At 71.8% G+C, this 12591-nt stretch carries 8 protein-coding genes; 6 read left to right on the plus strand and 2 right to left on the minus strand.

The features are described from left to right. Window positions 1-77 precede the first annotated feature (77 nt). Window positions 78-1364 (minus strand): GNAT family N-acetyltransferase, encoded by a 1287-nt coding sequence (locus tag WMF27_RS45695; protein WP_437762591.1) that lies wholly within the window; start codon window positions 1362-1364, stop codon window positions 78-80. A 170-nt stretch (window positions 1365-1534) separates the two neighbouring features. Between WMF27_RS45695 and WMF27_RS45700 the strand changes: the two genes are divergently transcribed. The 3 genes from WMF27_RS45700 (at window position 1535) to WMF27_RS45710 (ending at window position 6361) form a co-directional block, all read left to right on the plus strand. Then, window positions 1535-3523 carry a DsbA family protein gene (locus WMF27_RS45700; RefSeq protein WP_437762590.1) on the plus strand — a complete coding sequence of 663 codons (1989 nt, stop codon included), beginning with the start codon at window positions 1535-1537 and terminating at the stop codon, window positions 3521-3523. A 160-nt stretch (window positions 3524-3683) separates the two neighbouring features. Next, window positions 3684-4886: a hypothetical protein gene (locus WMF27_RS45705; RefSeq protein WP_437762589.1), complete on the plus strand. Its 1203-nt coding sequence runs from the start codon at window positions 3684-3686 to the stop codon at window positions 4884-4886. 143 nt (window positions 4887-5029) lie between these two features. Further along, entirely contained in the window at window positions 5030-6361 is a 1332-nt protein-coding gene (locus WMF27_RS45710; RefSeq protein ID WP_437762588.1) for a phosphoribosyltransferase family protein, read from the plus strand. Between the two features lie 81 nt (window positions 6362-6442). Here the strand turns inward: WMF27_RS45710 and WMF27_RS45715 are convergent, their stop codons facing one another. Further along, window positions 6443-7867 (minus strand): hypothetical protein, encoded by a 1425-nt coding sequence (locus WMF27_RS45715; RefSeq protein ID WP_437943672.1) that lies wholly within the window; start codon window positions 7865-7867, stop codon window positions 6443-6445. A gap of 360 nt (window positions 7868-8227) precedes the next feature. On the opposite strand from WMF27_RS45715, the gene WMF27_RS45720 reads away from it, so the two are divergent. From WMF27_RS45720 to WMF27_RS45730, 3 genes are all read left to right on the plus strand, one after another. Then, entirely contained in the window at window positions 8228-8770 is a 543-nt protein-coding gene (locus WMF27_RS45720; protein ID WP_437762586.1) for an inorganic diphosphatase, read from the plus strand. A gap of 681 nt (window positions 8771-9451) precedes the next feature. Further along, window positions 9452-11185: a DUF1592 domain-containing protein gene (locus tag WMF27_RS45725; RefSeq protein ID WP_437943673.1), complete on the plus strand. Its 1734-nt coding sequence runs from the start codon at window positions 9452-9454 to the stop codon at window positions 11183-11185. A 51-nt stretch (window positions 11186-11236) separates the two neighbouring features. Then, on the plus strand, window positions 11237-12562 hold the full coding sequence (locus WMF27_RS45730) for a DUF1552 domain-containing protein (protein ID WP_437762584.1): 1326 nt from the start codon (window positions 11237-11239) through the stop codon (window positions 12560-12562). The last annotated feature ends 29 nt before the right edge of the window (window positions 12563-12591 follow it).

The raw sequence follows: 12591 nt of genomic DNA on the forward strand, positions 1-12591 counted from the left end.
GAGAGGCAAGGGTAACCGGCGGGAGGAGGTGGTCCAGCGGATCGGTGGGATCCCCCGGGCGGCGGGAGCCCGGGCGATCAGACGTCGAGCTCGCCGTCGGTCATGAACCAGCTCTCCGCGTCGAGCAGCACGCGCCGCAGCTCGTCGGGGAAGGCGGGATCGAGGTGTACGATGAGCCACCGCGAGCCGACGTTCGGCGGGTGGGGGCGGGAGAAGAACCCGAGCGCCCGCAGGCGGGCGCTGAACGAAGGGGGCGCCACGAGGAGCATGCCCACGGAGACGTGCCCCTCTCGCCGCATCGCCTGGCAGAACTCGAGCAGCAGGGCGTCGAACGTGGGGCCGTTGTCCTCGCAGAACAGGTCGCTGATCTCGACCTTGTTGTTCCGCACCGAGTAGACGGCGTAGCCGAGCAGCCGCCCGTCATGCCGGTCGAGCATGCAGAAGAAGCGGTATCGGACGTCGCCGAGCTGCGCATAGCGCCAGTTCAGGAACCGGGCGCTCCGCTCGCCGACGACCGGCCAGGGCTTCGCCCGCGACCACAGCGCGTCGAAGCGGTGATCGGCGGTGTCCACGAGCTCGGTGCGCACGCGGCTCCCCTTCGCGAGCAGCGCGGCGGTGTCCCGGAGCGCCATCGAGGCGTCGAGGGCGCTGCCCGCGGCACGGACCAGGAGGTTGTCCGGCTTCACCGTCGCCCGCTGGACGGCGCGCTCCGCCGCGGTCGACAGCGCCTGCGCGAGCGGGGCGGGCGGGGCGCCCGGCTCCGCCGCCTCCCAGAGCGCGCGCCAGCGGGGGTGGGGGACGGCCGACGCGGCCCGCTCGGCGATCCGCTGCACCACCGCGCCCACGGTGTTCCGCTGCTCGCCGGCCGACGAGGCCGCGAGCTCGTTCAGCTTGTACGCGGCCATGAGGGGCCGGACCCAGATGATGGAATCGGCGATCTTCTTGTAGCCGGCGCGCTGGAAGATCGGGAATGAGGCCTTGTTGGGGAAGCCGAACACGAAATCGACCCCGGCGTCGCGGCAGCCTTTCGCGAGCTCTCGCTGGATGCTCATGGCCGCCCCCGCGATGCGGTGCGCCTTGGTCACGCCGAAGTCGCCGAGGACGCCGGCCTTGAGCTTGCGCCCGTCGACAACCAGGTCGCGCGGGTAGAACGAGCCGCTCCCGATGATCTCCCGCTCCGGTCCGTGAAAGCCCATCCAGGTCCGCGGGGGGCCGGCCGGGTTCTGCTCCTGGAACCAGCGCATCCGCCGCTCCACGAGCTCCTGCGCTACCTCGCCGTGGGCGAGGTTCTCTTTCCAGAGCTGCGCGAGGACGTCCCTGTGCTCTTCCGGCTGGATGCGGGCGGCGCTGTAGACCTTCTCCATGGCTTTCCGGTGCGCTCTCCTGGCGCGGCAGAGCGGCGCGCCGCGCCCGTCATGGCCGAAGGCGGCGAGGGCGTCAATCGCGCCTGGCCGCGCGGCGAGGCGTTCCGCGCTGGGCACAGCGACGCCCGCACGGCGAAGGCGTCATCGCGGAACCGGAGTACACTCGCGCGATGTCCCGCCGCGCCATCGCCGCCGTCGCCTGGCTCTCGTTGCTGTTCGTCCTGGCTTGCAGCTCCGCGCTGCCGCCGCCCCCTCCAGACGCCTCGCAGGCGAAGACCAGCGGCGCCCCTGCGCGGCAGCCGGGCCCAGCCGCCGCTCCGGGAGCGGCGCTCGACGAGGTGATGGTCGCGGACGGCGACCCCGGCCCGGTGCCGGTGACCCGCGTGGATCCGGCGCGCGGCAGCCGGCTCGCGCCCGTGACGATCGTCGTGTTCTCCGACTTCGAATGCCCCTTCTGCAAGCACCTGGGCGGCACGCTGAGGCAGCTGGAGCAGCGGTACGGCGCGGAGCGGCTGCGGGTCGTGTGGAAGAACTTCCCGCTCGCCTTCCACAAGCAGGCTCGGCCGACGGCCGAGGCCGGGGCGGCGGTCTTCGCGCACGCGGGTCCCAGCGCCTTCTGGGCGTTTCACGACGCCATCTTCACGGCCGACGAGCGGCTCTCGCCGGAGCTCCAGGCCACCGCGCTCCGGCGGGCCGGGGTGACCCCCGGCCAGATCCAGCAGCTCGTCCAGCAGAGCGGGGCGGCGCAGAAGGTCGACGCGGACATGGCGCTCGCCGGGCGGCTCGGCGTGAACGGCACGCCGGCGTCGTTCATCAACGGCGTCCTCCTCGCCGGCGCGCAGCCGGCGGAGCGGTTCTCGGAGATCATCGACGCGCAGCTCGCCGCGGCGCAGGCGCTCCGCGCCGAGGGGACGCCGCCGGAGAAGATCTACGCGGCGCTCGCGGAGAAGAACTTCGCCCCTCCTGCCGAGGAGCCCGACGCCGAAGAGGAAGGCGACGGCGGCGTGGTGCACCTCGTGCCCGTCGGGGACTCGCCCGTGCGCGGCGCGGAGACGGCGCTCGTCACGATGGTGCTGTTCAGCGACTATCAGTGTCCGTTCTGCAGGCGGGTCACGCCGACGGTCGAGAAGCTCAGGGCGCAGTACGGCGACAAGCTGCGCGTCGTCTGGAAGGACCACCCGCTCCCGTTCCACCCGCGGGCCGAGCCCGCTGCAGAGCTCGCGCGCGAGGCCCGCGCCCAGAAGGGAAATGACGCCTTCTGGCAGGCCAACGATCGCCTCCTCGCCGGCGAGGCCGCCCTCGACGACGCCGCCCTCGAGGCCGTCGCCGCGGACCTCCGGCTGAACGTCAACGCGGTGAAGCGCGCCGTCGCCTCGCACAAGCACGCCGCCAAGATCGAGGCCGACGTGGATCTCGCCGACGATCTCGGCGCCCAGGGGACCCCGCACTTCTTCATCAATGGCCGCAGCCTCGTCGGCGCGCAGCCGATCGAGAAGTTCCAGGCGATCATCGACGAGGAGATCGCCAAGGCGGAGGCGATGGTCGTGGCCGGGACGCCGCGCGCGAAGGTGTACGAGGCCATCCAGAGGCAGGCGGTCCCGCCGGCGCCGCCGCCGAAGGTGGCCGTGCCGCCGGTGCCCAAGGGCCACCCCAGCAAGGGCGCGGCCGCGGGCAAGGTGGTCATCCAGGTGTTCTCCGACTTCCAGTGCCCTTTCTGCGCGCGTGCCGCCGCCACGATGGACGAGCTCGTCAAGGCGTTCCCGGGCAAGGTCCGTGTCGTCTACCGCCACCTGCCGCTCCCCTTCCACCCGGAGGCGCAGCTGGCCGCCGAAGCGGCCATGGAGGCGCTCGCGCAGAAGGGGCCGGCCGGCTTCTGGAAGATGCACGACCTGCTCTTGAAGGCCAACGACGCCTCGAACCTCGACCGCGCGGCCCTGGAGCAGCACGCCGCGAGCCTCGGGCTCGACGCGGCGCGCTTCGCAAAGGCGCTCGACGAGCGCACCCATCGCGCCGCCGTCGAGGCCGACGCGCAGACCGCGCGGAGCGCCGGCATCACCGGGACTCCCGGGTTCGTGATCAACGGTTACCTGGTCAGCGGAGCCCAGCCGCTCGCGAAATTCAAGAAGGTAGTCCGGCGCGCCCTCAGCGAAGCGAACTGAACACCACCTGAACACCCGCGACACGCGCCTCCCGGCGGCGCGCGCTCCGGCGCAGGGCTCCAGGACCTGCGCTCCGAGCGGTCTGGCGCTCGGCTCACCCTGTGCGTTTCTCGGGCGCCTCCCTCGATATTGCGCTTCGAGCTCGTGATAGCCTGTCGCAATGCCCAAACCGCGCGGTCGAGGGACATCGGCCGAACCCAGGCGCACCGTCAAGGCATCGAGCGGATCCGCGCGCGCGCGGCGCCATGGCAAGGCGGGTGAGCGCGGGGGCGCGAAGGTGGGCCCGCCGGCCGCGCTGCGCGACCGGCAGGAGCGGGCGCCCGCGAGCTCGGGAGCCAGGCCCAGGAAGGCGAAGGGCGCGACCTCGCTCGTGGAGGCCGCCGCGAAGCGACCGGCGGCGCCGGGGAAGCGCGCGGCGGCCGAGCCACCGGCGGCGCCGCGGATGCGCCCCCCGAGAGCGCGCGCCGGCGAGCAGGCCAGCGCCGCGCCGCCGAAGCGCCGACCCCGGAACGCGAAGGCGAAGAGCGGAGCGGATGACGCGGAGTTCTCGCCGCCCCGGCCGCCTGAGCTCGACTGGGACGACACGCCGTCTGAAGGCGCCGAGGAGGCCCTCGCCCAGCGCTGGGCGGCGCGGGGGGAGGAGCTCTTCCAGCAGCTCGAAGGCCACGGCGCCGCGCTCCACGAGTACCGCGCCGATCTCAAGGAGGGGCGCTTCGTCTGGATCGCGCCGAGCGGGCGCGTGTCCGCCGAGGCGAGCGCGCGCCTCCTGTGCAGCTGGTCGTGCGCGACCTCGGTCCTGGTCATGGCGTGGGCCGACCCGCTCGCCAGCGGCGCCGGGATCGGGCGCATCGACGGGATGCCCGCGGAGCAGGACGGCATCGACGAGCAAGGCGCCTGGCAGATCGCGATGAGGGCGGCGGACGCCTGCAACGCCGCCTACCTCTATCGCGTGCCCTCGCCGCAGGCCTGGTACTTCCTTGCGCTCGACGGGCTGACGTTCTCACCGAAGCGCACCTCGTTCCACCCGGGCGCGCCGGTCTGCCTCGTGCTGCGCGCCATCGGCGAGGTGCGCGAGGCGATCGCGTCCCGCGCCGAGCCCGCCGACGTCGTGCGCGACAGGATCTCGGCGCTCAGCGACTCGCTGTTCCACCAGGCCAGGTATGCCTATCGCGACACCGATTGGGTCGCGCGCCTCGATCGGACCGGCTCGTGCCTCTCGCACCTCGCGAAGCGCATCCCACGCGCGGGCTTCAGCGCGATCGCCGCAGGCCAGCGCATCGACGAGTGGCTCGAGCGCGAGCTCGCGGTCGAGCTGATCAACGCGCTCTCGCTCATCGAGGACGAGTGGAGCCTGTTCGGTTGATGGGGCGCTGACGGGCGCGGCCTTGCCCGTGTCGCGGTCAACCCCCCGCCACTCGTCGCGTCGCGCGCGGCCGAGCCCGCGCCGCGCGCCCCGCGGCACCGCTCTTGAAGGGGTCCCAGGAGCGGACGGGAGGGGAGGGGGCGATGGGGCGAGCGAAGCTGTTCGAGGATCGCAGGGACGCCGGGCGCAGGCTCGCGCAGCTGCTCTCGGGGTACAGGAGCGAGGCGCCGCTCGTGCTCGCCCTGCCGCGCGGCGGCGTCGAGGTGGGCTACGAGGTGGCGCGCGCGCTGGGCGCGCCGCTCGATGTGTGGATCGTGCGCAAGCTCGGCGCACCCGGGCAGCCGGAGCTCGGCGTGGGCGCGATCGCCGAGGGGGGCGAGGTGTACATCGATCGGGGCCTCGTCGCGCTGCTGGGGATCTCCGAGGCGGAGCTCGCCGAGATCGCGGAGCAGCAGGCCGCCGAGGTGGAGCGCGGCGTGCGCCGGTACCGGGGCGACAGGCCGATGCCCCGCGTCGAGGGGCGGACGGTGATCGTCGTGGACGACGGCATCGCGACCGGCGGCACCGTGCGGGCCGCGCTGCGCGACCTGCGCAAGCGCTCGCCGAGGCGGCTCGTGCTCGCCGTGCCGGTCGCCGCGCCGTCGAGCCTGTCGTCGCTCAGCCGCGAGGTCGACGGCATCGCCTGCATCGAGGAGGACCCGGGCCTCCAGGCGATCGGCGCCTACTACGAGGATTTCTCGCAGACGTCGGACGACGCCGTCGCCACGCTGCTCGCCGAGGCGCGGCGCGAGGTCGCGACGCCGGAAGAGGCGGAGCGGCCCCTCTTCGTCGAGGCAGGGACGGCGGCGCTGCCCGGGGACCTCGCGATCCCGGAGAGGGCGGGCGGCCTCGTGATCTTCGCGCACGGCAGCGGCAGCAGCCGCAGGAGCCCTCGCAACCGCTCGGTCGCGGAGGCGCTCTGGCGGTGGGGGCTGGCCACGCTGCTCTTCGACCTGCTCACCGGCGAGGAGGAGGCGGAAGATCGCCGGAGCGCGCACCTCCGCTTCGACGTCGATCTGCTCGCGCGGCGGCTGCTCGGGGCGACGGACTGGGCGCTCGCGCGCCCCGAGCTCCGTCAGCTCGCGGTCGGCTACTTCGGCGCGAGCACCGGCGCGGCGGCCGCGCTCATCGCCGCGGCGGCGCGGCCGCGCGTCGTGGGCGCCGTCGTGTCGCGCGGCGGCAGGCCCGACCTCGCGGGCGCGGCCCTGGCGATGGTGCGCGCGCCGACGCTGCTCATCGTGGGCAGCGCGGACACCGAGGTGCTCGCGCTGAACCAGGTTGCCCTCGACGGCCTCGCGGGCCCGCGCCGGCTCGCCGTCGTGCCTTCCGCGACGCACCTGTTCGAGGAGCCGGGCGCGCTCGCGGCGGTCGCCCGGCTCGCCGGCGAGTGGTTCGCGCAGCACCTGAGCGCGCGAGGAGCCGAGGCGAGGGCGTGACGCGCCCACCGGCGTCCCGCGCAGGCCGCGGCGAGCGCGCCGCCTGCCGGCGCCCGGCGCGAGCGCCGGCCGGCGCGGCGCCTACCTGGAGAGCCAGACCGTGTACGCGTGCGGCATGAACGGCGCGTCGTCGGGATCGAACGGGAGGCTGCGGATCATGCTCCCCGCGTTGACGCCCACGACGAGCAGCCCCGAGAGCCCGTCGAGCCCCACCACCGTGCGCTGCGCGCGGCTGCTGCCGAAGACGCCGGCCACGTCGACGCGGCCGGCCTCGGCGCCGTGCGCGTCGACCTTCACGATCGCCCAGCGGAACAGCGCGGGCAGCTCCCAGTCGGCCACGAAGGTGATCTCGGCCGCCTTGAGATCCGGCCGAGCGGCCGCGTTCTCCGCCGAGAGATCGAGCCAGAGGTACGTCGCGCCGGTCGGCTCGATCGGGCGCAGGGGCGCGACCCGCCGCGGGAGCGTGGCGTAGGGCAGCGACCACTCGAAGCGAACCCGGCCGAAATCGCCGAAGCGCTCGGCGTCGGAGAGGTGCGCGCCGTCGCTGCGGCTGCCCACGAACGCTCGCGCGATGGCGAACTCGAGGAGCAGGTCGTCGAGGTCCTCGCCGCGGGATCGCAGGGACGCCCGGAGCGCATCGAAGGTGTCGGGCTCGGCGTCGAAGCGCGCCGCGCCCGCGGGCGTGGACTGCGCCGCGATGGCGAGCAGCGACGTCGCGACCTGCGCCGGCGTCCCGGTGCCGTACGCGTCGTCGAGGTACCACGGAAAGAGCAGGCCGCCGTCGAGCGCGCCGAGCGCCGCGCCGGTGAGCGCCCGCTCGGGCGCCCGCTGGAAGGCGTCGACCGCGGCGAGCTCCTCGGCCGCGCAGGGCGCCGCGATGGCGGCGAGGTAGCTCGCCGTCATGGCGATCGCGCCTTGCTCCGCCCCGGCGTCGAGGCGCATGGCGACGGCGTGCGCGAGCGCGTAGGCCGCGTCGGACGCGCTCGCGCACCCGCCGCGCCCCGGCGCGGCGATGATGGCGAACGCGCTCGCGGCGTCGAACCGCTCCCCGAGCGCCCGCGGGTCGTACCCCACGCGCACCGGGCCGCGGCGCGGGCCGCGCTCCAGGTAGAGATCGTACGATGGGCCGCCGCCCCGCGCGCCGTCGGGGAGCGGGCGCGGCAGACCGAGCGCGTCGTAGGCCCGCATCGCGGCCTCCAGGTCGGTGAGGCTCTCGAGGAGGGCGGCGCCGGGGACGTCCGCGGGCGCGTGCACGCAGACGGGCAGCGTGAAGGAGCAAGCGCGTTGCTGGGCGTCGCGGACGTCGCGCTCGTCCGGGCGCTGCACCGGCGAGACCACGGGCCGGCCCACGGCCGGCGGGGCGGCGGCCGCTGAGGCGCCGTCGTCGGGGGGCGCCCCGGCCTGCGCGCTCGCGACGTGCGAGGGCGGCCTGGCCGACGGCGCGTCCGGCGCGCGCGCCGCTGCCGCGGGGGGGCCGCCGAGGACCGCGCCCAGGGCGAGGACCACCAGCGCCCAGGGCGCCGTGCGTCGGAGCGCGGGCCCTCGCGCTGGTCGCGCGGCCGGGGCGCGTGTGGGGAACGGTCTCATGGGGAGCGCACCTGGAATCCGGAGATCCGCCGGCGAGTCTGCCCCGGCGGCTTCGGGCTAGCTCATCGCACGGGCGCCCGCCCTTGCCCATGCCCGCCAACGTCGGTCCTGCGTCCCCCGCCGCCCCGCGCCTGGAGGGCCCCAACGGCGGCGGGCTCATCTCGTTCCAGAGCGGGAATGCGGGGGTGTCCGGACCCCGATCTCACCGAATCGAACTCCTGGTATCCTGCGCGCCCCTCGCCCGCCTCCCGGGCGGGGGCGAAAGCCCAGGACGATTCAATGACCCATCCGCTCCACGACATCTTGCTCCCCGACAGCCGACACGACTTCTTCCCCGTGGTGATCGAGATCCCGAAAGGATCGAAGTGCAAGTATGAGCTCGACAAGAAGACCGGGCTCTTGATGCTCGACCGCGTGCTCTACTCGTCCGTGCACTACCCGGCCAATTATGGCTTCATCCCTCAGACGCACGCGGGCGACGGCGACCCGCTCGACGTCCTCGTCCTCATGCAGGAGCCGGTCGTGCCGCTCACGATCGTGAGGGCGCGCGCCATCGGCGGCTTCTTCATGCGCGACGACAAGGGCGTCGACGACAAGATCATCGCGGTCGCCGTCGACGACCCCTCCGTGGCCCATTACCTGACCCACGAGGAGCTGCCGCCGCACGTGACCAAGGAGCTCATGCGGTTCTTCATCGACTACAAGACGCTCGAGAACAAGCTCGCAGAGGTGGATACGATGTACGACAGGAGCCGCGCCCTGGAGGTCATCGAGGAGTCCGTCGCGAGCTATCGCTCGATCAGCGCCTGGTCCAAGGGCTGACGCGGCTGGTCCTGGGGGCGCGGTTGCAGCGGCGCACGGATGGATCGCGGAAGCGGTGGATCGCCCTTCCTGGACCCCTCGGCGTCCACCCCTCGCAACCTTCGAAAAAATCCAGAAACCGGGCATGGCGGCGCCGGGTAACCCCGCGAGAACACTCGGCACGAGGGTTGCTTTACCGCCTGCTGTGGATCGCTTCGCGACGCTCATGGACGACGAAGGCCTTGCCCAGCGGCTCGCCCAGAGCCCTGAGGTCGTAACGCGCCTGGCGATCCAGCGGCTCCGGTTCGACCTCGGATCCGGTGGGAGGTCGAGCTCTCTGGCGTGGCGGGTGACACCGTGAGTCGGCTCAACGCGGAGCGTCGAACTCGACTTCGCTCCGGGGAGAGCCACCACGGGCCCACCATGACGCATGCAGGCGAGCAGGCAGGGCAAAGACGCTGAAAACGACGCTGAAAACGATTCGAACGCGGCCAGCGCACTCAACGCAATCAACGCAAACAGCACGAATGACGCGGACGATTCGGTGACAGGCCATTGAAGCGCGCGGGTATGCGCATGGATTATCGAGGCGACACCGCTTGATCGGGGCTTGACAACATGAGAGACATCAGCTTTTCTCAAGCAATGATGAGCACGCTTAATGGCTTAGTTTCGGCGAAAGCGTGTCGCCGCTACTCCGCAGTGGCGCTTCTCCTCGCCGGCCCGCTCGGTTGCCTGGGCAACCTCGGCAATCCCAACGACGAGACGCCCTCCGAGACCAGTAGCAGCGGCAACGGCAGCGGCAGCAGCAGCAGCAGCGGCGGCGACGCTGGCGGCCCGCCGACGGGCGACCCGCCGGAGGTGCACACGGAGATCCCGGAGGTGTCGCACTGCGAGGTCGCGGACAAGAGCACCCCCGGCCCGCGCGTGGTGCGTCGCCTGACGGTGGATCAATTCGAGGCCACTGTCCGCGATCTCTTCAAGGACCAGAGCGTCGCCCTCCCCAGCATCTTCAACGATCCGCAGGTGCTCGGGTTCACGGCCGACGCGAACGCGCTGGTGATTCGCGACCTGACGGCCCAGCAGATCATGGACTGGGCCGAGACGACGGCCGACTGGGCGGTGACGAACAAGCTCGCCAGCATCACCACGACGACGTGCAGGACCCTGGACGCGAGCTGCCGGACCGAGTTCATCCGCGACTTCGGCCGCCGCGCGTTCCGCGACAAGCTCACGGACGAGCGCATCGCGTCCTATGACGCGCTGTTCGGGGCGGAGAAGTCGTTCGAGGACGGCGCCAAGGTGGTCGTGGGCGCCATGCTGCAGTCGCCGTACTTCCTCTACCGCCACGAGATCGGGACCGCGGCGAGCGGCTCGGGCGTCTACGAGCTCACCCCGCACGAGATCGCGAGCAACCTCTCGTACTTGCTGACCGGGACCATGCCGGACGAGGCGCTGCTGCAGGCCGCCGACGCGGCCGCCGCCCAGGGCGCCAACCTGACCAGCGAGCAGATCGCCCAGCACGCGCTGCGCCTGCTGGAGGACTCGGCGACAAGGCCGCTGGCCGAGAAGGAGATGATGCGGTTCATGCGCGGCTGGCTCCAGCTGAACCGCCTCGTCACCGCGGTGAAGGACAACACGATCTTCGATCTCACGGACGCCATGCGCAAGGACATGATGGCCGAGACGCAGGCGCTCATCGTGGACACCGCGTTCAACCAGAACGGCACGTTCTCCAACCTCCTGCAGGCGGACTACACGTTCATCAACGCCAGCCTGGGTGCGCACTACGGCATCAACGGCGCCGGCGGCACCGAGCTGACGAAGGTGACGCTCACCCCGGGGCAGCGCGACAAGGGCATCCTGGCCCACGGCAGCTTCCTGACGGGGCATGGCAGCGCGAAGCTGTCCTCGCCGACCCAGCGCGGCAAGATGGTCCGCACGCGCCTCCTCTGCCAGCCGCTCGAACCCCCGCCGCCCGGCGTGGATCCGAACGTCAAGCCCCTGGAGACCCCGGCGACCACGCGCGAGATGGTCGAGCAGCACACGGAGCCCGTGTATTGCGGGGGCTGCCACCAGTTCACCGACAAGATCGGCGTCGGCTTCGAGCACTACGACACGTTCGGCCGGTGGCGGAACGACGAGAACGGGATCCCCGTCGACGTGACCGGGACGGTCGTCGAGCCGCCTACCGGGGAAGACTTCAATTTCAGCGGCGTCACCGAGCTGGCCGACTACCTCGCGGCGAGCGAGGACGTCAAGGCGTGCATGGTCCGTTACTGGTCGTACTACGCGTTCGGCGGCACCTGGGAGCAGGACGGCTGCACGTACGAGACGGTCCAGCAGGACGCCGCGGCGGACGAGTTCCGCCTCAAGAGCGTGTGGCTCGCGCTGACGCGCGCGCCGCACTTCACCCGCAGAGTTCAAGGTCCGTGACCCCACGGCTGCAACCCAAGAACAGATCGGTAGCGAGTGAAAGGATCGGTCATGCGCAGCCACAGTCGTAGGAAGTTTCTCAAGGGTGTCGGGGCCAGCCTGGGCGCCAGTCTTCTGTTCTCTCCCTTCTATGATTCCATCGCCAACGCGGCTCCCGGGAAGAAGCCGAAGCGGCTCCTGATCTTCTTCACCATGGGGACGGCCCCCTCGATCTGGAAGCCCAAGAGCGTCTCCGGCGAGACCCCCACGTTCAGCGAGTCCACCTCGCCGCTCGAGGAGGTGAAGGAGCACATCGTGATGCTGGACGGCCTCCCCAGCGGGAGCCCCAGCAACAACCACGGGTCCGCCGACGGCCTCACCGGGATGGGCTATTACAGCAACGGCCCCTACGGGCTGATCTCGGTCGACCAGTACATCGTCGAGAAGCTGAAGGGCAGCGGGCTGTCGACGCCCATCCCCTCGCTCCTGCTCGGCGCCGCCGTCGAGGGCGGCAAGACGGGGTTCTACAAGGGGACCAACCTGTCGCCCATCGGTTCCCCCACGTCCGCCTACTCGACCGTGTTCACGGGCTTCACGCCGTCCAACAACAACCAAGGCAGCAACGACAACAGCGCCGCCGAGGCCCTGCTGAAGCGGCGCAAGAGCGTCCTCGACAACCTCACGAAAGAGCTCACGTCGCTCAAGGGAAACCTGGGGAAGGAGCAGCAGTACAAGCTGGATCTGCACCTCGAGTCGATCCGCCAGCTCGAGCAGCGGCTCTCGAACACCATGACCCCGGGAGGAGAAGGAGGGACGGGCGCCTGCTCCGTCCCGGGGACGCCGAGCGGCGACATGAGCAATGGCTTGAAGGCCAACCAGCTTCATCTGGATATCATCGTCGGCGCGTTCGCGTGCGATATCACCCGCGTCGCCTCGATCCAGTGGGGCTCGGATCAGATGATGAACGCGAACCTGAGCGAGATCGGGCTCAGCGGTGAGGAGCACAACGGCATGATCCACACCGGCGCCCCTGCGCACCTCGACCTGATCAAGCTCGAGAAGTGGCTGCACCAGCAGTTCGTCGGCGTCATCAAGAAGCTGAAGGCGACGCCCGAGGCCGACGGCTCCGGGACGCTCCTCGACAACACGCTGGTCGCCTGGTGCCGTGACATGGGCGACGCGCCGAACCACACCCAGAACGAGATGAAGTTCGTCCTGGCGAGCGGCAACGGCGGCTATCTGAAGACGGCCCCCGGCGGCCGGTTCATCAAGAGCGGCGAGCGGCACGAGCGCGTGCTGCTCAGCCTGTGCGACGCGATGGGCGTCACGGACTTCTCCGGCTTCGGGGATCCGGCTCTGGGCAGCAAGACGCCGCTCCCCGGCATCGCCGCGACCTGACACCGAGGGCGCGCGGCCGCTCGCCGCGA

The sequence above is a fragment of the Sorangium sp. So ce281 genome (assembly GCF_051527395.1).
GTDB classification, from domain to species: Bacteria; Myxococcota_A; Polyangia; order Polyangiales; family Polyangiaceae; genus Sorangium; species Sorangium cellulosum_B.

What these genes read in the sequence shown, in the direction of transcription:
- WMF27_RS45700 (WP_437762590.1), top strand. Translation starts at nt 1,535, where the DNA reads ATGTCCCGCCGCGCCATCGCCGCCGTCGCCTGGCTCTCGTTGCTGTTC.
- WMF27_RS45695 (WP_437762591.1), bottom strand. Translation starts at nt 1,364, where the DNA reads ATGGAGAAGGTCTACAGCGCCGCCCGCATCCAGCCGGAAGAGCACAGG.
- WMF27_RS45705 (WP_437762589.1), top strand. Translation starts at nt 3,684, where the DNA reads ATGCCCAAACCGCGCGGTCGAGGGACATCGGCCGAACCCAGGCGCACC.
- WMF27_RS45730 (WP_437762584.1), top strand. Translation starts at nt 11,237, where the DNA reads ATGCGCAGCCACAGTCGTAGGAAGTTTCTCAAGGGTGTCGGGGCCAGC.
- WMF27_RS45720 (WP_437762586.1), top strand. Translation starts at nt 8,228, where the DNA reads ATGACCCATCCGCTCCACGACATCTTGCTCCCCGACAGCCGACACGAC.
- WMF27_RS45710 (WP_437762588.1), top strand. Translation starts at nt 5,030, where the DNA reads ATGGGGCGAGCGAAGCTGTTCGAGGATCGCAGGGACGCCGGGCGCAGG.